Raw genomic sequence first — 25,688 nt, forward strand, 5'->3', positions numbered from 1 at the left:
AACGGATTCATTCGTCGTCAGCCCGGTGTTCCCCGGAGCATCGAGATTCTCCTGCCACCCGAAAACCTGCCCGTCCTCGAATGGCTCGGTATCAAAACGTCAAAATCAATGGGATGAACCACTAGCTGGCCAAAAGCGTTGTTGCGGATGCACAAGAAAGCCGATGTCACCGGAAGTTTTCCATCGGAGCTCCAATGTTGCTGAAGAGAGCGATGCGGGTAACTGCGTCGGTGTAAGCAGCCGAGACGTGACCGCGGCTGAGGTGCCCTGGCCTCGAGGCGATCCGGTACGAGTCTTGCCCCTCTGCCGATGGCTCCGTCGACGCAGACTGAGTCAGGTTGTCCCCAAACGGTAGTAGGTAGCCGGGAGAACACTCGCGGCCTAATCGGCGACTTATGGTCAAGCGGAAATGGCCAGCTTATAGATTGGCAGACCTACGCTCGCCACACGCGTCCTGCTAACTTTGACATAAGAGCTTAACAATCTAGCGGCCCTACACCGATGACGAGATGCTGAAGGTCGATCAGCATCGACATTTTTCCTCGTCCCAACCGGCTGAATCGACCTTCCGCAGATCCTCAGGCTGCATTTCGCAAAAGTGCGGCGCCCATCCGGGCCCGGTGAAATCACCTTCATAGAAATATGGCAGCGAGCACACCAAACGCACCGAGAACCAGCCCAATCAGCGAACCGGCGGTAGGCACGTCTCTGAAGAGCAGAACCGTGAGTACCGGCTCCACGACCAGGATCGCTCCCACCGATATCGCGACAATGATCCAGATATTCTTCAGATGCATGTAGCCCAGCGCGTATCCGAAGACGAGGAGGATGCCACCCAAGCATACCAGGAGAAACATCGGCCAAAGCATCGCCAGATTGCCACCGGTCTTTGCGAATTGCCTTGAGGCAATCAACTCGGCGCATATCGAAAGCGTTTCTCCAAGGAAAATGGCTGCCATAGCTGCAATTTTCAACATCGAGGTCATCGGTTTCTATGGTTCCGGTTATTCAAGACAGCCCAGAGATCTGCATCGGAGTAGCAGTTGAGGTTCAATTTCGGCATGCCAAGCGCTTGCGAGTCGAAACGCGCGCCTCACCTATCGCTTCTCGCACGTCCTTACAGCGTCTACCACGTCGGTAATTAGCTTCCGACATGCAGCAATGTTTCCCGTCGATCACCCCAGCTGCGCTGCTTGCAGAAACCAAAGATGGTTCAGGACAAGCCCGGCCCGCCGCCTACCCTCTGGGCGACGGAGCAATCAGGGGCTAGGCTGCAATCCGCACGGGAAGAGCGGAATAGCCGTGCACGAAGTTAGACGCAATCCGCTCGGGTTCGCCGACAACCTCGAACCACAATTCCGCATCCAAAATCTCCTCCCAGAGGACCCTCAGCTGCAGCTCCGCAAGATGTCGACCAAGACAGCGATGGATGCCGAATCCGAACGAGAGATGCTGCCTCACATTCTTGCGGTCGATCATGAAATTGTCGGCGTTCTCAATGATCTCTTCGTCCCTGTTACCGGAGATGTACCACATGACGACCTTGTCGCCTTTCCTGATCTGTTTTCCGCTTACGATGCTGTCGGTCGCGGCGGTACGGCGCATATGTGCGATTGGCGTCTGGTACCGAATAATCTCGGACACGGCGCTCGAGATCAGCTTGGGATTGTCAATTAGCTTTCGCAGTTCGGAGGGGTACTGATTCATGAACAGGAGGCCGCCGGTAATCGAGTTGCGCGTGGTGTCATTGCCCCCAACGATCAGCAGAATCAGATTTCCGAGAAACTCACTCGGCTCCATCCGGCGTGTGGCAGGCGAATGCGCCATCAGGGAAATCAGGTCGAGCCGCGGCTCGGCATTGATGCGCTCGTTCCAAAGCCGGGTGAAATAGTCCAGGCACTCGGACAAGATGGTGCTTCGCTTGTCCCAGCTGTCGATTGCATGGTCTGCTTTCGGAGCTGTAACAGCGACGTCTGACCAATAGGTCAGCAGGCGCCGATCCTCAAATGGAAAGTCGAACAGCGTGGCGAGCATTTGCGTCGTCAACTCTATGGAGACCATGTCCACCCAGTTGAAGGCCTCATTGCGCGGCAAGCCCGCGAGAATCCCCCTGACCCGAGACCGGATCAAGTTTTCGAGCTTCGTCAAGCTTTCCGGTCCGACGATCGGGCTGACGGTATTGCGCTGCTCGGCGTGCTTGGGAGGCCCCATCTTGATGAAACTCGGGGTCCAGTGCTCGCCAGGCACGTCGACAATAGTGACACCTTCTTCTGACGAGAACGCTTTGTGGTTTGTGTCTACGGCTACGATATCCCGGTATTTCGTTACGGACCAATATGGACCATGCGCGCTGTCTTGACAGTAGTGAACGGGATCTTCCTTTCGCAACCGCTCAAAGCAAGCCCACATGCTGTCGTCTTGAAAGCGCTTGCCCTCGCTTACATCCAGCTTGCTCAGCGGGATAACACACGAATCCTCAGCCCTATAATCTTCCGATCGCCTTGTCATGATCATCTCTGCAGATTCTGCTCTCGAGAGTTTACGGTGTGGCGCGATTCATCGCTTCGAGCCGCCGCAGCGCTTGGCTGCGACGGGCCGCTCGACCAGGCTACCTCACAGTGCAGCTAGCCTCGCCCTACCAAGTCGGGCAGTAAGGATCGCATTGACTTTCCAAGTCGATCTACTCAATGGATCAGTGAGAGCTCTCAGCGCTGGTTAGACTATGCGCTGGAGGCAACATCAAGCCGAGTACGCCTTCATAAGGTGACCCTCGCCTTGGGATACGGCCGGAGCGGATAGCTTTCTCAAGGCCATGGATGAATAATCGTCTGACTAGGACTGTTCAGGCAAATCGACCCAGATATCCGAAGGACCCTTCATGAGAGTATCCTGATCTGGAACGTAGATATTATCGAAGATCCTGAGACCATGAGCCGTTGCCGCTCCAAAAATTATGAAAGGGAGCTTGACTTGCTCTAGGTCTTCGAAGTCGTCAGCGCCGACGATTCGAACAGAATCGAGTTTAAAGTGTCGGAACTTGATCTGAGATGTGGCCGACGCGACCAGATCCTTCACCCTAGATACCCCTTGGGCGATCTCTTTCCTCGAATGGTTGAGTGCCGTGAAAAGGCAAGACAGCTCATCAAGCTCGGAACGGCTAAATCGCTTCAAACGCGACGAAATGGGCACTCCGTTCTTGTATCTCACGGTCGGCACAAACCTTATCTCGCAATCCAGAAGGAGGTCTGCGACGGCGCGCTTCACCAGGATCGCCTGACCGATATCTTTCAGGCCGAAGTAGCTGCGAGTTGGCCTTGCATAGCAGATCCAGCGGACTGCCCCGGTAACGGCTTCCTTCAAATACGCATCAGGCCCCCCTAAACGCAAATGACCGTCGCCTTGCGATACAAAGGTTCGATAGCCAGGCGGAAACATTTCGGTGTCGTTGGAGGAAATCACGGCAGTTGCTCCCGAACGCAATGCAAGTCCAATATCCTCGTCCAAATTGAAATCGTAGCTCCCACCTGGTCTAAGCTGGATCTTGTTCGGGTAGACTGTGACGATCGCGACGTCATTCTCCGATGCCGCCCTTCTGATCAGTTCTGCATGCCCAAGATGCAGGGCGCCGAGAGTATGTACCGTCCCGATTGTCTGCCCGGTTCTCGCCACCTCCCGGATGAACGCTTTACCTGCGCAAAGACACGCCAGATGCATTTTCCTACTCCAGTCTCTTTGAACACCAAAAAGAGCGATCTGATCGGTCGGATCGCAGAAGGTCTGCCCTGTGTCTCGTATCGGTCGCGAATGCCAACGAGCGCCAAAGAGCTATAGCACTCGCTCACAGCTCGGCCACCGCACCAACACGTTCTAAGCTCACGGACACTTTAGTCCCCTTCCATTTTGCGGCTTCCAAAGCAGTCAGGTTGACCCTTCTCGACCACGTCTGATCACCGATGAGAATTCATCCAGATAGCTTGATGGCTTGCGCGGCTGATCACCCGTTAAAGCGGCCTGCAGTCCCCGACATCGGTCTGCAAAAAACGGTGGCTCGAATGTGGTTATCTTCGCGCCCGAAAAGTCGACCTTTACGAAGCTGGCCTGGAACGGCGATATCCCACTCAGGTTCGCGTCACGCAAGGACGATTGGTTCATGCGAACGTATGCGACGCGCGCTGCCTCCAGGTTGCTGTGGGTCATTCCCGCGGCGACATATGCCTGAACGAGATTAGACCCTTCGAGATTTGCGTGATCCAATGCCATCGATTGAGGAGGATCACCTGTAATCATCGACCGGTAGAGGTAAGCCTGGGACAAGTCTGCATGTTCAAGATCGCAGTCGCGCACAAAGGCGCAGCGGCCACGAAAGCCCGTCAATTTGGCGGCCCGCATTGTACTCTCGGTTATCGAAATGCTCTCGCCTGATACCCGAGACAGGTCCGCTCCATCGAACTGACAGGAGTGAATAGAGGCACCGTTCAACACAGCCCCGACGAGGTTCGCGTTGGACAAGCTTACGGACAGAAGCCGCGCCTCGCTCAAGTCTGCCTGCTCAAGCTCCGCACTTGAAAGATTTGACAGGTGAAGATCAGCGAATGGAGCGTTCAGGGCTCTCGCCGCAATGCGGCCGCTCACCTTTGAGAGTCTCAGATACGGAAGATGAGCGCCTTCCAGGACGAGACCATCGACCGAGGTGGGACGCACGATCGATAAACAGTCCCCCTTTGCCTGGAAGAACGAGCAATCCGCCAGATGCGCCTTCGTGATCGTGACTTGGCTCAGCTTGGCAAAGCGGAAGGAAGCGGAAGGCAGGAAGCATTCATTGATGGTCGAACCCTGTAGTTCCGCGCCATCAAATACAGCATCACTCGCGTCGCACTGATAAACGAGGAGCCCGCTGAGCATCGCGTTGTCAAAGCGTGTCCTTTTCATGCTGCAACCGTGAAACAGACTGCCGGTTGCATCAACTACATTGCGCAGACTGGCATCATCGAAGTTGCAAACTTGCGCGGCGATCGCGTGCATATACGCAAAATCGAGCTTGGCCCCGAGGAAACTTGCCCTCTCGAGCCCCGGACAGATAAGGTTCGCCTCAGAAAGATCTGCCCGATCCAACTTTGCTCCGTAGAGCTGCGCACGATTGAGGGTACAGCGTCGCAACGGGAAATCTGACAGGTCGTGACCGTTAAAGTTCTCGGAGGATAGCTGCAAACCAATCCCAGTCCTTCCGATCGCTTCCTCGGTTCGCCTCCCGACAGCGGCCACCGCGCGCAGCCGATCGGCAGCTCGGCTCCAGTACCGAACAAACTCACCATCTGATGAAAGGTTGTTTTTCGACTCTGACCAGTGCTCTGTCCCTTCATTCGCGGTGCACTCGCTATCAGCGCCGATCGTTTGCGACATGTCGACGATTCCGTATGGCCCGGATTAGGAGGCCTGTTATTGACCTCTTTTGCTCGACCTTGGAGGTACGCTTTGCGAGTTGTGGCGAACTCGTCGGCGAAATGGCGACACGATGTGTCGCTGAGGCACCTATTGTGTCGGTGGCCTCAGTAGCCGGCACGCTTGCGCACGCCAGCCGAATTCTGGTCATGCGCCCCTAATGCTGCTCGCTACGCTTCTTCACTTGAGTCCGGCAACGCTGACAACGCAACGGTCGTTTGACAGTGCCGATAGGTCCAGAAGTTGCGATTTGTCTCGTCGCTCTTTTAGGCAAGTCCACATCGCTCTCCATCAAACCGAATGCAAAATTCAAGGTTTTTTTTCGAACGGACCGACGGCTTGCGGGCGGAATAGTGATCGTTCATCTAGGGCTCACTCGGCCTTACTAGGCGTTACCTCATTTCGATAGCAATGACCGTGCCAGCTAGATCAGTCGCAGTTAAGGGCTCAATAAGCGTCGCGAGATCGAAATTGACGCCGAATGTTTTGAACCTGACAAACACGGCCTCGTTGTCAGGGACCGCACCATGATCGCAAGGCTATCGTGAAAGCGAATTTTTCGAGCTCGTTTGCAGGACAGCAAAAGCCGCGAGTCCTTGCACTCAATCGATGACTTGCAATTCGACATTTGCGGATCGCCGACCTCACGGTTAGCGGGTGTTCGAACTCGGCTAGCCCTGCTCCGCGCGCCGGCCGGTCCATCTAGTGGGAACCGGTGCCACAGACTGCCTTGGTTCGAGCGATGAACGAGCGCCCAATCATGACCAAATCGGTGCGCAAAGGCGAATGCCCCCGCGATCGGAGATCGACAATTTTAACGATAGAGGAAGTCGAATTTCGAAGGCATTCATGCGATGCCTCCTTCGAGGATCGTCGTTGAATGACCTATGTGTTGGTCGCGCACAAGACGCGGCATGGCCGCGATAAGGCTCTTTGTATATTCAGACAGTGGATTACGAAATATCTCTTCAGTGGCGCCACTATCGACGATTCTCCCCCGGCGCATAACTATCAGGCGATCGCTGATATGACGAACAACACTGAGATCATGCGAGATGAAGAGATAACTTACGCCGAGGTGGTCCTTCAGATAGCCGAGCAGGTCCAAGACCTGGGCCTGGATCGAGACGTCGAGCGCCGAAACCGGCTCATCGCAGACGATTACGGCAGGATTTGGTGCGATCGCGCGGGCGATAGCAACGCGCTGGCGCTGACCGCCCGAGAGCTCGAGCGGTCGTCGGTCCAGCAAGGCCTGGGATAGACCGACCAGATCGAGCAGTTCGATAACACGCTCCTGCCGCTTGCGCCGTGTCTCAACATCGCTCGAAAGGCTGTCGGATATGATGCGTCCGACCGTCCAACGTGGATCAAACGAGCCAAGAGGATCCTGGTAAATGATCGATAGCGACCGCCGCCGAGCCCGCCGTTCGCATTCGGCGAGCGTGGTCCAAGGCCGGCCTGCAAACTGAACGGCTCCCTCGTCAGGCTCGTCGAGCGCCAGGACCATGCGCGCCATCGTTGACTTTCCTGATCCGGACTCACCCACGATGCCCAAAGTCTCGCCGGATCGCACTTCGAAGGAGACGCCGTCCACAGCCGCCCGTAAAGTGCCATCCGGGCCCTTGAAGCGCTTCACTAGACTTGTCGCTTCGAGCAGGATGGGACGAGATTTCGGCAGCGATTGTAGGGGTAGCTGCATTTGCGGCAGAGGCGAACGCACAATAGTTGATGGTGAGAGGCGTGAGCCGGGCGGCCGGCCTGATGGCACGGCGTCCAGCAGCTGACGAGTATAGGGGTGTCGCGGATCTCTGAATATCTGGGCAGCGGTGCCGCGTTCGACGACCTCGCCTCCTCGCATGACGAGGATCTCATCCGCCACGCGGGAGACCACTGCCAGATCGTGACTGATCAGGATCAGAGCCTTGCCCCTCGTTTTGGTCTCCTCGAGCAGTGCCAGCACATGAGCTTGCGCCGTCACATCGAGCGCGGTCGTCGGTTCGTCTGCGATCAGGATGCGCGGATCGAGTGCAAGTGCCGAAGCGATGAGAGCCCTTTGACGCTGGCCGCCGGATAACTGATGCGGCAGCTGCTCGGCCCTGGTCTCGGGCTCAGGGACACCGACGAGCTTAAGGAGAGCAATGACGCGCTGCGCGAGCTCCTCGCGTGATGATACCGCACCGTGGAGGAGCAAGCCTTCACCAACCTCTTTGCCGATCCGGCGAAGCGGGTCAAGCGAGACGAGTGCATCCTGTAATACAAAGCCAATCTCGGTGCCGCGGATGCGCCGCCAGGCACGATCGCTAAGGCCGATTAGGTCCATCCCGTCGAAACTTAGCTGGCGTGCATGAACATTGGCGTAGCGACCAGCAAGGCCTATGAGAGACCGCGCAGTCACGCTCTTGCCCGAGCCGGATTCACCGACAATCGCAAGACACTGTCCCGGTCGGAGGGAGAAGGATATGCTGCGCACGACCGTGTTCTCGGCGATGCCGCGCCCGAAGGAAACACGCAGCGATTCGACCCTGAGGAGGTCTGGCTGCTGCGGGACAGGCTGGGGGCGACCCTGCGACATTCATCTTTGTCCTTCCAGACGGTCCTGTAGATGGCGCCCGATGATGGTGAGGCTGAGGGCAAACGCCGTAACCGCCAAACCGGGTATGATCTCCAGCCACCAGGCGTAGATTACATAATTGCGCCCGGCATTGAGCAGCGCGCCCCATTCAGGCGCCGGGGGAGCGACGCCGAGCCCTAGAAAAGCAAGACCGGAGGCCCATATAATCGCCTGTCCTACGCCGATCGTCATCATTGCCGTCAGCGGGTTCATGGCGTTGGGAAGAATATGCCTCCAGACAATACGGGGAAATGGATGGCCCAGCACCTTAGCGGCCTCCACATAGCCTGCCCCTTTGATGGAAAGCATCTGGCCCCTGATCATGCGCGCATAGCCTGGCGCTGTTCCGATTCCGACAGCTACGACTTCAGTCAATACTGACGGCCCAAAAACTGTCACAAATACAAGGGCGAGCAAGAGCGTGGGAATTGCGAAGAGCACGTCAATAATTCTGCTGAGAATGCTGTCTAATAAACCGCCAGAAAGTGCAGCGGCGCCGCCGATGGCCATTGCAACGGACATGCTCAGCGCCGTCGCGCCAAGTCCGATAGCCAAGGATTGGCCTGCGCCCTCGACCACGCGAGAGTAAAGATCTCGACCCAATTGATCAGTTCCAAACCAGTGAGCGATCGACGGAGACTGCAATGCCGATCTCAAATCAATAGCAAGCGGATCGTGCGTCTGCAGCACCTTTGGCGCCATGGCTGCGAGGACAAAGACGCCAAAGATGATAAGACAGACCGCAATTCGAAAGGGGACATGACGCACGATCGCTAGGATTTCTCTGAGCGGCCGAGACAAGGTGACTTCGGCGAACATGCTCATGTCAACTTGATCCTCGGATCGACTACCCGGTAAGTCAGATCGACAATGAGACTGGCAAGGACGAATAGGGCCGCGGAGATCAAAACAGCTCCAGAGACAATCGGAACGTCTCGCGAGGACGTCGCAGCGACAAGGACGCCACCTAGGCCTTGACGGGCGAAAACCACTTCGATCAAAATCGCGCCCGAAAGAAGTCTGCCGAGCGCCCAACCTGATAAAGTAATGCCGGGCAATGCGGCATGGCGGAGGACATGGCGAAGCCTGACGCCGAAATCACTCATACCCCGCGCCCTTGCGGACGTAACGAACGGCTGCTCGAGCACGCGCGTGAATTCGTTCTGAACGACTTGTCCGAAAAAGCCCGATAGTTCAAGAGCCAACGCAAGTGTCGGCAGAACGAGCCCAATCGGCGAATTTCCCCCGATCACCGGAAAAATGCCTAGCTTTACCGCAAAGAGCACAAGCAGAATTGTGGCTAGCCAGTAAGGCGGCACCGTTGCCAAAAAGACTTGTGTGCCATTGAGCAGCTTCGACCATATGTTGTCTCTGCCAGCGATGAACAAGGTTGTCAGAATTGCGATAAGCCATGCGATCAACAGCGCAGCGATGGCCAGAACAATCGTGGGGCCAATCCGTTCCGCAATAATCGCTGCGACAGGCCGATGTTGCTGGTACGACTCGCCAAGATCTCCATGCAGGATCTGCAATATGTATTTGCCGTATTGAACCGCGAGCGGTTGATCAAAACCATATTTCGCATTGATCGCTGCAAGCTCCGCCGACGACGCCGGCCCGACGTTGCCACTCGTCACATTGATGATGATCTGGGCGCGGTCACCAGGGAGCACACATTGAATCAAAAACGCAAAGGTTGCGGCAGCCCACACCACGACCACGCCGGAGAATATCCGGCGCGCGAACCAAACGATGGGATGATGGGCTACTATCCTCACTCCGTTACTTCCCGTCATCGAAATGAGCGTCATAGAAAACGGGTTCGCCAACCGAGCCGCGGTCTAGCCAAACGTCTTTGAGGTTCGGCTTGGTCGCCAACGTTACGTCCAGCACCGTGAGGCCAATCACAGGAGCCTCATCCACGATCTTCCGTTCCGCCTGCTGATAGAGGGCGGTACGTTGCGCCCCATTGAGTTCCTGCTCCGCCTTTTGAATGGCGTCCCAAAGCGTCAGATCTTGATAGCGTGAGGGATTGAAGCGATTGGTCTCGCCGTTCTGATCGGGCTTCCACGAGATCCGGAAAATCTCAGCGCCGGGGGCAACCCAATAGAGGAGAACGACCTCATAATCATCGGGTCCGAGGTTTTTTCCGGCGAAGAAATCAGCCGGATTGGTGGGTTGAAGACGTACGTCAAAACCGGCCTCCCTTGCCTGCTGCTGGATAACTTGCAAGGCTTGCTCGCCATCCGGCTTCAGAAAAGCGTTCGAATAGGAAATGCGCACGATGAGCGGATTGCCGTTCTTGACACGAACGCCGTTACGATTGCGCTCAGTCCAACCCGCCTGATCAAGCAGCTGATTGGCCTTCCGAACATCGTATCCATAGGAATGGCCGAGCTCAGGCAGGTATTCCGGCGAGCTCTGACTTAGCGCCCCGTTGCCCTCAAACGGCAAAGAGCCAAGGAAGGATGTGTCGACCGCGGCCCTTCGGTCAGTAGAATAGGCAAAGGCCTTGCGGACGAGCACGTCGTCAAATGGGGGCCGGGCCGTATACAACGCCAAGCGCAGGGGGGTGCCGCCGGTAAGGTGCCGCAATACTGAAAAGCGGGAGTTGGCGTCCTTCCATGCGACAGCCGGGATATCGTATATGGCATCGGTCTCGCCCGTGATCAGCGAGCCGTATCGGACAGTCTGATCTGGCAGAAACTTCCAGGTGATCCCGTCAACGTAAGCCGGCCCTTGATGTTTTGCGGTGGCCGGGGCCGAATTGTAGTCGGGATTGCGGCGGAATGTGACTTCTCGCCCATGGCGCCACTTGTCGACAATGAATGGGCCGGAACCGACAGGGTTCTCGCAATTGACCGCGAGTCCACGTTTGAGCGCCGATGGCGAGAGAATGCCCTGTGAGGATTGGGCGAACACGTTCAGCAAGGGCTGGAACGGCACCTTTAATTTTACCTGCAACCTCAGAGGAGCAATTGCAGTTGCCGATTCGAAGCTATCGCCAAGATAGGGAGCGGCAGTCGGATTGCGAAGATCGGGGTCGTTGCTAAGCCATCCGTTGATATTGTCAGCGATAGCCTGCGCATCGAGCGCAGTCCCGTCGGTGAACTTTACTTTCGGCTTTATCTCGAATGTGTACACCTTTTTGTCGTCGGAGATGCTCCAAGACTCGGCCAGCCATGGCACAATGTTGCCGCCCTCGGTGCGCGCAACCAGATTATCGCTGTACTGACGTTGCAGATACCATTGCTGCACCCAGCCCCCGAACAGGCAAGCAGGCTCTTGAAAATGCCCATAACGGATAGCGCCTCCTCGCTTTACGCTGCCGGCTACCCCTTCTTGAGCATGAATGCTTGACGGCAGATGCGACAGGCCCAAGAGCACGAGAAGGGTAGCCTTCACGGTTCTTGCTGGATAGTTCGACTTTCCAGTGAATCGCCTCGTTGACCGCGCATTCGATAAGTGCATATCCAGGCTCCAAATCATTTGATGTTGAGGAAGCGTCATAGCGGTGAGCTAGCTGTGGCTCGTGCCGGCCCGAAAGGAATGGAAAGCCCGAGCTGCTCTCGCAGCGTCTGACCCCGATATTCTTTGCGAAAGAGCCCGCGCTTCTGCAGGATGGGCACCACATTGTCGACAAACGCTGAAGTGCCATCTTTCAGCACGTCCGGAATGATGTTGAAACCATCAACCGCGCCAGCGCGGAACCATGCCTCAATCGAGTCCGCGATCTGCTCGGGCGCACCTACGAGCAAGCGGTGGCCAAACGCTTGAACGCTGCTGATGATTTCGCGAACCGTCCGACCTTGACGCGCCAGAGTCTCAATCGTGCGGTGATGACCGACAGAAAACGGAACATCATCTGCAGTAGGCAAAATCTCCTCCGGGATTGGCCTTTCGAGGCTGAGCTTCTCGACCGCCACACCCATGCTTCGTGCAAGAGCGACGATGGCGCGCTCCAGATCGAGCAGTCCGTCAAGGTTTTCCTTCCGACGAGCCGCTTCTTCCTCGGTACCCCCGATACAGGTGACAAGGCCTGGCAGGATGAGCGGGGCCGCAGGGCGGCCGAATTGCCGAGAGAGCGCGCGCAGGCGCTCTGCCTCCTGCAGAGCCGTTGACAAGTCCCCAGCTGCCGCAAACACGACATCTGCACTGCGGGCGCCGAGCCGTAGTCCGGGATCCGAACCGCCCGCCTGAACGATGACTGGGTAGCCTTGGGGCGAGCCGGGATGCGTAAGTGGGCCTCGGATGCCGAAACTATTGGTAGCGGGATCGAGCAGGCGGAACTGACTCTGATCTGCGTAAACACCCGCAGCCTGATCGGCGATGACCATCTCGCCGCTCCAGCTGAGCCAGAGAGCACGGACGGTTTCAACGAAGTCCTCGGCGCGTCTGTATCGATCCGCTCGCCCGACTTCTCGACCGCCAAAGTTTGCTACCGTCGCCGGGCTCGACGTCGTGACCGCGTTCCACGCAACGCGGCCACCGCTGATGACATCAAGCGATTGGAAGCGCCGGGCAAGATTGTATGGTTCGTTGTAGGTAGTCGACGCCGTCGCAATCAGGCCAATTCGCTCCGTTTCACGTGCAATCACAGCGAGAACCAGCGTCGGTTCGAGCCCATTAAGCGGTGGCTGGTGCGTAATGTCGGAACTTATCGCAGGGGTATCGGCCAGAAATACAGCATCCAGCAGACCACGCTCCGCAACCTTCGCAGCGCGGACGTAGTGCTCGATGTCGAAAAAGGCGCTTGGATTTGTGCCCGGCCAGCGCCACGCCGCGAAATGACCACCGGCACCATGAAGATTTAAGCCAAGATGAAGCATGGAGTTACCCGAAGACATCGCAGCCCCTCGTGCGGCGGCCTCTGAGCTGCTTGGTGGGCCTTGTGGACAAGTCGATCTCGGCAGCCAGCCTGCGCTTTCTCGCAAGCTCACCCTGCATGTGCTCCGGGCATTCAATTTGAGGGATAGACAACAAACAGTCGGATGATGTGAGAAGAATGTCACCAAAGAAGCTTTTGTTAGGTCTTGCGATCTTCTCCGAGCGGGCGCGGCCGAGAAGAGCTTCGATCACGCTGGTTGCCGATTGGCGCCAACGTGACAGCTTGTTTCCAGCGGCTGGTTGCTTCCACACTAGTACACTCACATCGGCTCTCCAGAATTCATCAAGAAGCCAGCTCCTTTTCAGGAAGATGTTTTGGATGACATTCGCGATCGAAACGTTTGGACTCCCGACCGGGCGAGCAATGATCAAGCTAGAGGATCTTTAGAGGTCCAGACCCCGCAAACGCAATAGTTGAGTATTTCAATCTACTATCGTCTGTTGGCATCCTCTTCTATTGCGATGCCTATCTTTCCATCGCTTAACCCAAATGGTCTCTGATCAGGCTCACCGAAAACGCGCTGCCTGATTGCAGCGGCTTCAATTGGCAGCGCCGGCTCGAAGCGAACGACATCAATTGATGCGTTCGAGAACACACGACAGATTTGGCGCGACATTGTTGATCAACCGCTTGCTGCCCCGTTGCAAAGCGACATCCGATCAATAAGGCCGCGCCAAGCCAACCATCTAATAATGCGGTGAAACATTCCAGATTCTCGATGCCTCGTAAGGCAACGCTTGGAAGTTGAACTCTCTTCTGCACCACCCGTGCTGCCTGCTGCATTCGAGGATGCTACGGACCTTCGGTTGATTATCTTGCAGGTGCCGCATCGTCCTCGCGTTTTCTATCGGTATGATGACCGAGCGCGACTTTGCGAGAATGCCCGTCGTCACGGCTCCTTCTCGTGAGCGCGCCGATACGTGCACGGATTCAATTACCTTTGGACATAGGCCACCTCAGAGCGTCAAAAATAACCCGCATCAACGTTCACGAAATCACGCAGTTGGGTATTGGAGCGCGTCACTTATCGGCACATGAGGTGGGGCGCGCCTCTCGTGATGAATCGCGGGCTATCAGCTTCAACAATGCCAGATCGAATCGCCTGCCCAGCGTCGAGGTCTGCGGCCATCATCGGCGAGGGAGATCACGAACGACACGCGCCGCGCCAGCTTGGTGGCCGACACGCAGCCCCGGCGTTCTGACCTAAGCCATCACCGTCCTGCTGCCGTCCTGCCACTAGCAACAGGGGTGCAACCCGCGAGCGCCAACAGCCGCTTCCTTCGGGCATCGCAGCGGCCAACTGGCCGCTTTGGATCGCCCCAGGAAGACTAATGATACTCTAATTTTCATTCATCGGGTGCGGCACCACTTATTCAGTGGTTCAGGAGCAGGCCTCCGCCGCTTTGAATAGCTCAGGCCTTTTTAGCTGTACGCGTTGCGGGAACCCCGTCCATCACTGGTCTGGGATCTATCGCTACTTTGACTGGAATCGCGTCGGGCCCGGAGGATGGGAAGGAGGAGCCGATACGACCGACTGCGCAGATCGAGGTCCTTTTGTTCGGCTGCGCCTGCAGGCCACACCACAAGGCTTTCGCCACGATATGGTTGTTAGGCGCGACCAACCTTGTGGTGCACGTGTGACATTGGCTGCAAGCGTCAACGCCCCATTTTGTCTTTCCGAGCTGAGGCACCCGTGCGCCGGTTCGTCGCCGCCGCGGCTTTCATGCGAGCCGAATCGTTCGTGGCCTTGCCAGTCTGGTCGGCAATCCAACGTCTCGCGGCCGCGCAGCCCCTTGATATTGTGAGTTTTGGCTATTCCGCGCGTGTTGCGGATGCCTGGATCGAAGTAGCATCGCGCGGGTCTTGTTGGCGACCAGCGCCCGGCGGGCCCACGCGAATCCTCGCGCCCATCAGCAATCCCAACAGAGCACAATGAGCTCCACGCCACGCCGGCGCGGTCACGAGCCCGATGGCTGCGACGAGATCGGCTGTTCGGACCAGAGCTAGCGTCTCGAGTAACGTTTCAAGGACATCGACTCGCAGCCGATGCAAGCTGGCCTCGGCAGACTTCCTCACGCAGCTCTGGCTCAAAATCTGAAAGAGAAGAAGGAGCTGGATCCCGGTCAGTCCCACGTATGCCCTCAACATACCGACCCGTTCGAGAACCAGATCCAATCCAGTTTTAGACATTCGCGCGCGCCTCTGTCGCTGATCCTTATCGGATCAACTTTGTCCGAATGATATCGACAGAGGCCCAAAGGGAGACGGGAATGGACCCAATTGACAACGTCAACCATGCGCGGCTCAGATGAATTACGTCGAGCCGCGACAGGAAGAGACAGCGCAAGCAGACTTTGATCAGCGGCGTAGAGAACCACAGCCAATCCTCCCAACATCAGCTTCACCCGGGGCTGGATCGCCCCGGACTGCAACGGATGGCAATAAGAGAGCGCAGGCTATCCAGGAGAACGAACGGTGCGCAGCTGCATCCTTTGTGAGAACGCGCGCTCAGCTTGCCGCAACGCTGACCTGCGCGAATATTGCGGAAATCGAACTCGCTGCGCAAAGGTTAGCACAATGGTCAAGAGCGACTGGGCCGTCGGCCGACGGCGTCGATAGTGGCCGCCTCTACGACGACGTGGTGACATCTTCGTACGCGGAGCTGCAGCGCTTTCAAGACCACGCCAGCCATTGCAAGCACATGGGTTGGACCGTCAAAGCGCGATGGCCCATTTGCGTTCCATGGCGGCTTTGCGTTACGACGCCGCCCCCTGGAATATCTGGGGAGGCCAACGACTTGATCTGGGTCGCGCAGCGGCAGAGCACATGAGGGGCGATACCAGTTCTTCGCCTTTTGTATTACTGTCCGAGGAGGCCCTACAACTGCTCCTTTCGCCGGACGACGACAACGAGTATGGCGCCAAAGCAATCGCGGAAACGCGAATGAGCTGCACAGCTACACGGTGCCGAGGGTCACCATTTGGACGGCCGAAGATCGTCAGTATTCTTGAGGACGGGACTGAGAATGATGAACCCAATCTGGCATGGGTGAGCGATACCCCAACTGAGGAGCGCGAGGTACTGTTTCTGGGCGGGAATCTAGCTGACTATCGGACCGCTAGCGCATCGAATCCATACAAAGTCAGGGACAAAAGGCTGAGGGTAGAGGCTGCGCATTTGTCTTTTCCGACGCTCGGAAAAATCGAAATCAGCGTTCGCGCCATCTATAACACTCCGGTCCGACTGGCCAGTGGGGGCTGGCCGCGTACTGCACTTGGACAATCAGAGTTTCAGCCGAAAGCTGTACCGTCTTTGCATTCGCCGCACTTGTCGTGAGGTTGGAAAGGCACTTGCCCGCCATCATTCATTCTATCTTTCCGCCCGGCCACGTCAGGTTTTGGAAAGCTAACGTGAGTAGCGAAAGAACGAGGAAGCGATGCCAGTGGACTGCACCATGGACCGATACAACGCGATCAACCCAGCCGATAAAGATTCCGCTGCGTCAGATACCACCGTGGAGCAGCCGCAACAACCGCAAGCGGCGTTTGAGCAACACTTGGGAGAGGTGCGACAGCTCGGCCCGCTATATCCCCATAGCGATCTTTATGACATCACCGAAGAAGACGATCGCCTCATCCAAGCAGCGTCTGGTGCTGCCCTTGACCGAGGGCCACCGCCGAATGCGACCACCATCGAAATTTACGACCGTCGGCTTCGCAAATTGGCTGAGGCGCTGAAGCAGTCTGGTCAGTCGATTGCTGAGCTCGATGACGATACGTTGCTCGACCGCTCCAAGAAGCTACTGCCAAAAGACAAGGTCATCGCCCCTGCATTGTCAATGGTTAGTAGGTACCGCGAGCCCAGCGACAGCGCTCCGGCCCTCACAACACATTATCGTCCGTCCAAGGAAGACGCGAGCCTCATCAGAAAGGCCACCGAGGCGGGCTTTGGTCGAGTAATCGAAGCAAAAACCGCCGCAAATTATGCTAGCAGTCTTCGGAAGCTAGCGGCAGCACTGAGACCTTTGTCAGTTGCTAAGCTCAGTCACAAAGCGCTGCTCGGCCATGCCGACGCTTTGTTTCCGAAGGACAAGAAACTCATCTCCTCGTTGAACAGGCTGAGTGACTACCGCCGGATCGCCGGGCAGGACAATACGGGGGCTGACGGAGGCAACTCGCGCCAGCCAATACAGCCGGACGCCGATTTGCCCGTGCAGCTTTTCGATCATGAGCAGCCTTTGGGGAACGCTGCGGACCAAGGCGGCTCATTGCCGGCCCACGGTTTCAATGCTACGCGGGTTTGGGAGGGAACGGGTTTAACCCTTCATTCTCCCGTGCAACGTGTCGCCCAGGATGTGCTTTTCGACGCTGTGCGCCGAAGCGAAGTGCCTCCACGTGCCAGCTTCGATGCGCCGATACTTTGGCGGGGAATGCGTGCCGCCGCCCCCTCGCCCGTGCAGAGTTTTGCTCAGGAAGCGCCTTTCGATGCCGCGGATCGCGAGGGCCTGCTGCCAGCGACATCCTTCGATGCACCAGTGCTTTGGCCAACCACGCGTTCAGTCACCCACTCGCCCGTGCAAAGTGTCGCCCAGGAAGAGCTTTTCGATGCCGCGGATCGCGAGCGCCTACTGCCAGCCGCGCCCTTCGATGCACCCGTGCTTTGGCCAACCACGAGTTCAGTGACCCACTCGCCCGCGCAAAGTGTCGTCCAGGAAGAGCTTTTCGATGCCGCGGATCGAGACGGGTCTGCGCCTGCTGTCAATCTGGATGCGTCCAAGTTATGGACAACAATGGGGTCGCCCCCCCAAAGCGTCGGCCGAGCGGATCCTTTCGATGCCGTGATCTGGCAGCCCAGCTCACGGTCGCAGAATCCCGCCTCTGAAGAGGACTTTGGGAGGATGATGCATCAAGATGGTGCGACCCCGGCAACACATGATCCAATGTCCACCGCAGCCGAAGAGAGCTTTGATGCCTCTTTGGCCGTTCCCGAGGATTTCTCCCATGGCACCCAGGCCGCGCCGGATATGATGCGCTCCAGGCTCAGCCGCTGGGGTCTGTTGCCGGATGCAGCACAGCGGGTAAAGACCTACGACATTCACGGTGAACGCTATACGGCCGTGCTAGGACCGCGTGGGCGCAATGATGTTCAGCTCATCCATCTGCGGTCTCCTGCTATCGGCGATACGTTTGATGTTTCGTTCGCCGTGCCCAAGGATTTTTCGCATGGCACCCAGTTGGCCCCCGAAATGTTGCTTTCCACGTTGGGCAAGTGGGACTTCTTGCCTAATGGAGAACGTCCGGTCATGAACTATGAGATTGGCGGCGATCGCTACACGGCCGTGTTGGGACCGAGAGGATCCAACGACGTTCAACTCATTCATCACCCAAGGCTCGCTTTGCCGGGTGAAGCTGTGCTTGTAACGCCGACGGCTCCCCCGCATGCCTACGGCGGCCTTGCACCTGGGTTTAGTCCGCTCTCCTCGTTCGAATTGCGAAAGGACGCTCCTTTGGCGCCGGCGCCAAACATTCCACTGCCGTCTGCCGCACCGGGATCGGGCCATCAACCGTCCCCGCAAGTGCCTGAACTCGGAGAGTTGTTCGGCGACGACTGGAGGCACGGCCCCCAAGAGGCTTCGCCTCTCGTGATCGACATGCTCCAAAACCTGGGCCTTCTGCCAAGCCAGGAGGTCCCAATGACCCGTTTTCTGATCCACAGTCAGCCCTACACGGCCGAAAGCCTACCCGGTGGCCGCGTTCTTCTCTTTCATCGGCCGCAAATTGGCTGAACGAGGTGCTTTCGGCACCTCGGGCAGCTGCTCAAGCTCCCGAAACCACGTCGGATCGTTTGCTTTCAGAGAAATTAGAATTGCGTCCGAAAGACAGTTTAAGCGGCGAGCAAACCCCACAGCGGCGAGGCCGAGCCTGATCTAAAGCGGGATGGTTCAATCACGTTGTGGCCGCATTCGGCAGCACGGAAGTTTCCGGTGAAAGGACCCCCAAAAGACGCGGGATGCAAGATACGAGCGCATCGTGGGGTGGGCAAGGGTCGCGCGTCATCATCGCGGGCGCCGCTTGATCGGGTTGGAAACAATGCTCTCACAAGGACCGCGGACAGCATGCGGACGTACCTAGGCGAGCCAATCTGGAGCGCTCAACTGAGAGGCCTTGGCTCCAACCCATACACGATAGCCTGAACCGCCGATCTTCCAATCACTGGATCGAATCGAGATCGACGGCCCTCATAAGTTACCTTGATCGAACTGCAGCAAGTTCGTGCAACTCGATGCCTCCCCCGACGAAAAGACGGCCAGAAACACTCTGGCCGTTCCTGACGATCGAAACGATCCGCGTCATGGCTTGCGAAGATGTCCACACGATTAAAGGATCAAGTTTTCGAAGCGTATCCCCCTGCCCTGTGCTCTTCGTTACCAGATGAACTTTGCGCCATCCGGCAGTTCGCAGATGAATTCGCCCTGGTTCACGAGTTCGGTGGTCCCGACGACAAGCTTCGAGGCTCGCACCGTCAGCTTGCCTTCGCGGCTGAGGCTATGGCGGATGTACTCGGTCACGGCATGTCCGGAGCTGTCGACCGTTTGGTGCGCATTGGCGAAGCTGATGCCGTTCTGGGCGGTCACCCTGAAGGCATTGATGACCAGACCGGCCTGCGTCGCCGACGCAGGCTTGCCAGCCTCCGCGGTGGTACAGCGGCTCATGTCCAGTATGAGCTTCACATTCTTCCCGGCCTGCAGGGCATTGAGCACCTCAGTGTATTTCGGCGAGGGCTCATCGGCTCTCGCCAGAGCGCTCCCGCTCGCGGCCGAAAGCAAGGACAACAGGATCGTCAATCCTATGCCAGTAAACTTCATATGCTCTTCTCCCTCGACAAGTACCACAGATCTCGTTTTTCAAGTCTGCGTGCTCGCAAGCCGTTTGGCTGATTCCACACATCAAGCGCGCTCGCGCCTGCGACAAAAACATCCTGTCGCAACCAAGCGCAAGTAGTTGTGATGGCTATTCCGACATCACAACCTCGTATGTCAGGTTTGCGGAAGTGGCTTAGCCTCGCGCGACGTCGACTAGAACGATCTGATCGAGCGTAGGCCGCTTGGAAAACACAAAACGGCAATCGGTCGCGCTCCTCCATTGCAGGCCCAACGACCGAAAGCATGCAATTCTCACATCTGCATAAAGTAGACGATCTAGGAAACACTTCGACCAGCCGCATGCGCCAGCTTGTCCATCTTGATAGCTGTGCAAGGACTGTCTGCCCCAGACGACGTCTCCGCAATGAGGTGGTGGAGCGAACCTGACGCGGCGGTCGGATCAAGCTCAGTCAAGGCACCCGATCTCGGCCTAGTCGAAACAGCAATACCAGAAGGCATAAGGCGGCACCGACTTTTGATCCGTCGCTTTGCGCGGCTTCCGTCCAGCTGACCGCTCGCTTCACTGACTGAATCCATTCGGCATCCCTCAAAAGGCTAAAGCTAAATGGCTTCCTTCCTGGTCCGTCAGCTTCTCGAAAGCTGCACCTGCAACAATCTACGCCTACAGCCGGCACTCGAAGGGAGAAGAGATATGAATGTTGATCCGCGGAATGCCGCAGACACTCCCTTTCAGGTTCACGACGCGCTGCAGCACGCGCACCGCGTCGACTGGCAACCGGACGAGCTTAGCGCCCAGACCGGCGCACCGGTACACAGTTCAGAAGATCAAGAAAGCTTTGAGCAGCAGCTGAATGACTTGGATCTAGACGACTTAGATTCGGTCTACCCGACCTCGCATGCAGTCTCCTTAGCGGCAAATTCCGCGACTGATCCTCGTCTGCGCCGAACGACGTGGCCCCGGAACCCATCGCTATCCAGCCTCATCATTTGTCAGCGCGCGCGCTCAGCTTGCCGCAACACTGACAGGCGCCACTCTTGAAGCGCTTCGGAACGAGATCGACCTTGCCGAGCAGCAAGCAGCACATTGGTCATCGGCGACCGCAGCTCCCGTCGATCGGGACCGCCTATTCGACGAGGTGGTGGGGCGTCATATGTCACACTGCGGCGTTTTCAGAATCAGGACAATGATTGCAAGCCGCGCATGGAAGAAAACACGAGCGCGATATCGCATGTCCGCAACACGGCTCGGGATCGTTCTTCCGTTGGAGATCCTCTGGAGCGGTATGCTATGGACCGAGCGCGCCAAGCTGGCTGGCATATGCGCGGGAAGACAACAGCATCACCCTTCGTATCGTTGGTCGAGGATCCGGCAAAACTCGCCGTTTCTCGCGATCCTTGGGCGAGAGCGATCGCCAACATGCGGACGCGCTGCACACCCCGTACCGAAGCCAACTGTCTGGACCCCCGAGGACGTGCTGATTAGCATTGGGCTTGGAATGAATGCCGAAGATCAGGACAACATCGATGGGACGTCGATTGATATGCTCACTGGGCAGAACGCCAACCCTAGAAACCGAGCGCCTGTTCCCGGGGCGGCAATTTGGAAAGCTACCGGACCGCTAGCGAAGCAAATCCCTACAAGCACGAGAGTAATGAGTAGATGGTCTGTCGACTGCGCCATTTGACAGGTTCGTTGGCGTTCAAGCACCAAAACACCCCCAAGGAAGAACTGGAGAACGGCGCACCAGCTCCGCCTCACGCACAACAGCTCGAGCATATTGGCGGCGTGATCGATGGCCCGATCAATTCGCCGATCGAGCGGTACAGCAGTTGAGGGCTGCGACGGAAGATGCCCCCCGACGGTTGGGAGGACGCCGGACCATCCTCTCTCCCCTGCCCGCTCGTTAAAGCATTCTGGCATCTTAGATGCGTTGTGACATCGCCCGGCATCAATTTGTTAGCCACCCCCACGGTTGGCCGGCGGCTTTGGTTAAGCCGCTGAACGCTCCCCTGCTTAGCTAGCTCGGCCTGACATTAACCGCGCGGTCAACTAAACAGGTCTTTCGGCCGCAATCGTATCAGGTATTCACTCACCCGTAGCAAACGGCGCTATTGCATTACAGCCGATCCGTAACCTGGATGCGTTCCATCAAAACAATCGATTTTGCCGAGCATGCCTACAGGCCTCATAGTCGATCGCGATATATGGAGACCGCATTCAAGATGACCTCTGGCAATCGATTCTCTCCTCAGCCCCTTGCCGAACAACTTGGCTCGCGCCAACTTGGCTCGCGCGATCGGCAGTGTGCATTTCGGACGTTAGGTCCTGCGCGTCACATCGACGTCCCGCGCCCGCCCCGATTTTCCCACTAAATTGCCGAGTATGAGGCGGATCGGATTGGCCGATCTTTGGCGCCATAGCCGAACGACTGCCTCTTCGCGCGCTTCAAGGCGTTATGGCGCTACGCTTGATTGGACGGACGAATGCTCACGATCTTGGACAGAGCGAGATTGACCTTCGCACAGCTCGACGGCATGGCCCCACTGTGTCGTCATTGCCTCACAAGGAGTCCGATGTTGATGGCGCCGATACAAAGAGCCCTTAAAGGCACTTGAATCTCACCCAGCGTCAGATTGTAGGATTTCCGACAGTCCCGCGACAGAATCCACTCGCGTGAACTCTTCCTGACAGGTAGCGACAATTGCGAACGTCTCAGAACCTCAATGCTCGGCCAATACGGCTTGTGACACTGCTTGACTGCTCCGATTCAGAGCTTGCATCGTTAATCTGCTCTGTGAGCGCAAGACGAACCGCGCTCTTCGTAGCCAGACCAGGATCCAGCGCGCGAGAACAAGGCGAGCAATCGCCGTACCGATCACAGGCAGAGTCCAAGCTTGAGACTAGATCGTTCTTGCGCCGTTCAATCCGTCTGACGAAATTGAGCCGGCGTCACCAGCTCAGACAATGCGCGACAGCGATGCCAGGCTCAAGTTGTCCTTCCTTGCCAGCCTTCGCTCGGCTGGCGCGGATAAGATCTCGGAAGCAACCGAGCTTCAAGACGGTTGACACCATGTTTGGTTATTATCACCGGATAGCGAGACAATGTCTAACCCGCCGATGGGCGTGTTGATCGTTTCATCGCATCTTGGCTTTTTGCAGCTCCGTCGTCCGACGCATAGCGCGTGAACCGTCTTAAACGCGGAAAACTTGCGTTGTCGTGACTTGACGACACTACGGGCCCAACAGCCCTGCAGGACTGACCGCGGTCTAGGCGAATTTGGGGAGTTTCCAATGTCGGTTTCGCAAGTCTGTTCGGCGGCAAATACAGCCGCTCTCGCCTGCGCTTTCGTTTCGTTCGGGCGGTTTGGCACGATCGCTACTGCAGGCGCTCGTGTAGTGCATGCAGGCATGCATCAGCGCGCGGCCAGGACTCTCGGCTTCGCGAGAGATTGCAGAGCTCTGGCTGGCGTAAGGGAGATTTCGAGGAGCGCCCCCCCGCGCAGGCGATCCGCCGCAGGCCGCCACCTATCCGACGACGATGGACGCGCAGACATGGGTCGCCTACCAGCAACGTCTTGCGTGTCGTTTACGACTTTTCGAATTCACGCCAAAGCGGCAGCCTCTAGGTTCCGCCGAATTTCATGGTCAGCGTGACACGCTCAAGTCCTGCCGAGGATGGACGAGAGGCGATGAATGCGAATTCTCCTGGTTGATCATCATGCGGACTTTGCCCGCGACGTGAAGGAAGCGCTCTTAAATTGTGGCTTCGCCGTCGACGTGACACGCACGCTGGATGAGGCGGCGGCCGCGCTCGATTGCGCGAACTACCACATGGTCCTGCTCGAATCGGCTTTGCCCGATGGAGACGGATTGGGCTGGCTGAAGCAGTTGCGGCGCGAGGGACGATCAATGCCGGCTATGATGATGAGCAGTCTCAATGATCTTAGCCGGCGGATTGCGATCTTCAATGCGGGCGCGGATGATTTTCTGCCCAAGCCCGTGTCTATCGACGAACTCATTGCCCGCATGCGAGCTATTTTGCGACGGTCAATGCAAATGATGGCGCCGGTTGTGACATTCGGGAATCTGCATTTCGATCCGATCGCGAGACAAGTCTCGATCGGCGGTCAAATACTGAGAATTGCGCGCCGCGAAGTGTGCATTCTTGAACATCTGCTCAACCGCGCGGGCCGTACCGTGCCGCGCGCATCACTCGAAGATAGCTTGTATGCATTTGACGATGAGGTCTCGACCAATGCGCTGGAGGTCGGGATTTATCGCTTACGCACGCACTTGAGCCAAGCGGGTGCAACGCTGAGGATCAAGACCGCGCGCGGTGTCGGTTACACCCTCGAACTCATTGGCGCAGCATCGGCTGCCTAGCCGATCGAACTTGAAAGCAGCACTCCCTTGAACGTGGTTAACAATGACGCCGGCGAGCCGCCGATGGTCGCCAGCGGCTCGCACTATGCCGCTTTTCCCCGCTTCAGCTACGTCCTGTGCGCACTCGCTGTGCTATTTCCGCTTGCTGTCACAGCTCAGACAAAGTGGGATCGCAAAGGGGAACCGCCTCGTGCGGCGCCTGGCAGCACCACGGGCACGATCAACCTTACCTCCTCACAGGGCAAGACAGTTCATCTGACCGGGCCGGCTGCGAGCATTTTTATAGCCGACCCGGCGATTGCGGATTATCAGGCGCCATCGAACACCACGGTTTTCGTGTTTGGCAAAAAGGCCGGACGGACGAGCTTGTTTGCCCTGAACGACAACGGAGAGGCTCTCGCCGAGCTGCGTGTTGTCGTCACCCAACCGATCGAGGATCTGCGGGCCGCGCTTAAGGCCGAGGTCGGCGACTATCCAATTCAGGTCAGCTATACCCCGCGCGGCGCGATCCTTAGCGGTACGGCGCCTAATGCCGACGTCGTCGAGGCCGCCAAGAAGGTCACTGAGCAGTTTCTTGGCGGGGGCGCGCTGGTTGCCAACAAGATCCAGGTCGCCGGCTCATTGCAGGTGAATCTCAGCGTACGGGTGGCAGAAGTCTCCCGCAGCGCCGTCAAGGATCTCAACATCAACTTCACCGCCTCGAGCCCAAACGGCGCTTTCCTTGTGACCGGCAAAGGGGGTGGGTCCGGCTCGGCCGGCGGCGGCGGCACGATCGGGATTGGGTTTAGCGCCGGCAATACCAACCTGAGCGCTGTTCTCGACGCTCTCGCGAGCGAGCACCTCGCATCAATCCTGGCTGAGCCGAATCTAACAGCCATGTCCGGCGAAGCCGCAAGCTTCCTCGCCGGCGGCGAATTCCCCATTCCGGTGATGCAGGACAACCGGCAGGTTTCCGTCCAGTTTCGCCAGTTCGGCGTGAGCCTCGAGTTCGTTCCGACGGTTCTCAACAATAATCAGATCAATGTCCGTGTGAAGCCCGAAGTCAGCGAATTGTCGAGCGAAGGCGAAGTCAAAATCAATGGCATGGCGGTCCCTGCCCTCTCGACTCGGCGGGCGAGCACGGTGGTCGAGCTCGCCAGCGGTCAGAGCTTTGCAATCGGCGGCCTCATCAGGCGCAACTTCAACACTGATATCGGCGAGTTTCCCTGGCTCGGCGATGTGCCGATCCTGGGCGCGCTTTTTCGCTCCTCATCGTTTCAAAAACGTGAAACCGAGCTGGTCATTATTGTCACGCCTTACATCGTGCGGCCCGGACCGAATCCGAACCGCATGAGTGCGCCGAGCGACCGCATCTCACCGCCCTCAGACGCGGGGCGGATTTTGACGAACACGGTGGCCCGGCCGCCGCGAGAGCGCGATGCGCCTCGCGCCAGCGCACCAGGATTGACCGGCAGCGCCGGCTTTATTATCGAATGAGGATGGC

General features: G+C 57.5%; 16 protein-coding genes. 4 read left to right on the top strand and 12 right to left on the bottom strand.

Annotated elements, in window-relative coordinates:
• Positions 1-632: 632 nt before the first annotated feature.
• The 11 genes from OWC48_RS34615 to OWC48_RS34665 all read right to left on the bottom strand — a co-directional run bounded on the left by OWC48_RS34615 (position 633) and on the right by OWC48_RS34665 (position 13,721).
• Entirely contained in the window at positions 633-977 is a 345-nt protein-coding gene (locus tag OWC48_RS34615) for a hypothetical protein (RefSeq protein ID WP_282524005.1), read from the bottom strand.
• A gap of 289 nt (positions 978-1,266) precedes the next feature.
• Positions 1,267-2,508 carry a cytochrome P450 gene (locus OWC48_RS34620; RefSeq protein ID WP_282524006.1) on the bottom strand — a complete coding sequence of 414 codons (1,242 nt, stop codon included), beginning with the start codon at positions 2,506-2,508 and terminating at the stop codon, positions 1,267-1,269.
• 324 nt (positions 2,509-2,832) lie between these two features.
• The gene (locus tag OWC48_RS34625; protein ID WP_282524007.1) at positions 2,833-3,714 is read right to left on the bottom strand and encodes a pantoate--beta-alanine ligase; all 882 of its coding nucleotides are present in this window, start codon (positions 3,712-3,714) and stop codon (positions 2,833-2,835) included.
• 204 nt (positions 3,715-3,918) lie between these two features.
• A complete protein-coding gene (locus OWC48_RS34630) occupies positions 3,919-5,400 on the bottom strand; it encodes a pentapeptide repeat-containing protein (protein ID WP_282524008.1) in 1,482 nt (493 codons plus the stop codon).
• 886 nt (positions 5,401-6,286) lie between these two features.
• On the bottom strand, positions 6,287-8,011 hold the full coding sequence (locus OWC48_RS34635; protein ID WP_282524009.1) for an ABC transporter ATP-binding protein: 1,725 nt from the start codon (positions 8,009-8,011) through the stop codon (positions 6,287-6,289).
• The gene (locus OWC48_RS34640) at positions 8,012-8,875 is read right to left on the bottom strand and encodes an ABC transporter permease (protein WP_282524010.1); all 864 of its coding nucleotides are present in this window, start codon (positions 8,873-8,875) and stop codon (positions 8,012-8,014) included. It lies immediately after the preceding gene.
• Positions 8,872-9,861, bottom strand: coding sequence for an ABC transporter permease (locus OWC48_RS34645; protein WP_282524011.1), 990 nt, complete (start codon positions 9,859-9,861; stop codon positions 8,872-8,874). Before OWC48_RS34645 ends, OWC48_RS34640 begins: the two co-directional genes overlap by 4 nt.
• Positions 9,833-11,455 (bottom strand): ABC transporter substrate-binding protein, encoded by a 1,623-nt coding sequence (locus tag OWC48_RS34650; protein ID WP_282524012.1) that lies wholly within the window; start codon positions 11,453-11,455, stop codon positions 9,833-9,835. Before OWC48_RS34650 ends, OWC48_RS34645 begins: the two co-directional genes overlap by 29 nt.
• Positions 11,456-11,556: 101 nt before the next feature.
• Positions 11,557-12,897 carry an NtaA/DmoA family FMN-dependent monooxygenase gene (locus OWC48_RS34655; protein WP_282524013.1) on the bottom strand — a complete coding sequence of 447 codons (1,341 nt, stop codon included), beginning with the start codon at positions 12,895-12,897 and terminating at the stop codon, positions 11,557-11,559.
• Positions 12,884-13,309 (bottom strand): hypothetical protein, encoded by a 426-nt coding sequence (locus OWC48_RS34660; RefSeq protein ID WP_282524014.1) that lies wholly within the window; start codon positions 13,307-13,309, stop codon positions 12,884-12,886. The genes OWC48_RS34655 and OWC48_RS34660 overlap by 14 nt, the downstream gene beginning before the upstream one ends.
• A gap of 109 nt (positions 13,310-13,418) precedes the next feature.
• Entirely contained in the window at positions 13,419-13,721 is a 303-nt protein-coding gene (locus OWC48_RS34665) for a hypothetical protein (protein ID WP_282524015.1), read from the bottom strand.
• Positions 13,722-16,392: 2,671 nt separating this feature from the next.
• On the opposite strand from OWC48_RS34665, the gene OWC48_RS34670 reads away from it, so the two are divergent.
• On the top strand, positions 16,393-18,723 hold the full coding sequence (locus OWC48_RS34670; protein ID WP_282524016.1) for a hypothetical protein: 2,331 nt from the start codon (positions 16,393-16,395) through the stop codon (positions 18,721-18,723).
• Between the two features lie 639 nt (positions 18,724-19,362).
• Here the strand turns inward: OWC48_RS34670 and OWC48_RS34675 are convergent.
• Positions 19,363-19,782, bottom strand: a complete 420-nt coding sequence (locus tag OWC48_RS34675; RefSeq protein ID WP_282524017.1) for a VirK family protein — start codon at positions 19,780-19,782, stop codon at positions 19,363-19,365.
• A 1,732-nt stretch (positions 19,783-21,514) separates the two neighbouring features.
• Between OWC48_RS34675 and OWC48_RS34680 the strand changes: the two genes are divergently transcribed.
• The 3 genes from OWC48_RS34680 (at position 21,515) to OWC48_RS34690 (ending at position 25,681) form a co-directional block, all read left to right on the top strand.
• Complete coding sequence (locus OWC48_RS34680) at positions 21,515-21,655, top strand: hypothetical protein (protein WP_282524018.1); 141 nt, start codon at positions 21,515-21,517, stop codon at positions 21,653-21,655.
• Between the two features lie 1,860 nt (positions 21,656-23,515).
• Positions 23,516-24,205 (top strand): response regulator transcription factor, encoded by a 690-nt coding sequence (locus OWC48_RS34685; protein WP_282524019.1) that lies wholly within the window; start codon positions 23,516-23,518, stop codon positions 24,203-24,205.
• A gap of 27 nt (positions 24,206-24,232) precedes the next feature.
• Positions 24,233-25,681 carry a type II and III secretion system protein family protein gene (locus tag OWC48_RS34690; RefSeq protein ID WP_282524020.1) on the top strand — a complete coding sequence of 483 codons (1,449 nt, stop codon included), beginning with the start codon at positions 24,233-24,235 and terminating at the stop codon, positions 25,679-25,681.
• The last annotated feature ends 7 nt before the right edge of the window (positions 25,682-25,688 follow it).

Source organism: Bradyrhizobium sp. Arg816 (genome assembly GCF_029989365.1).
In the GTDB taxonomy this organism is placed as follows: domain Bacteria; phylum Pseudomonadota; class Alphaproteobacteria; order Rhizobiales; family Xanthobacteraceae; genus Bradyrhizobium.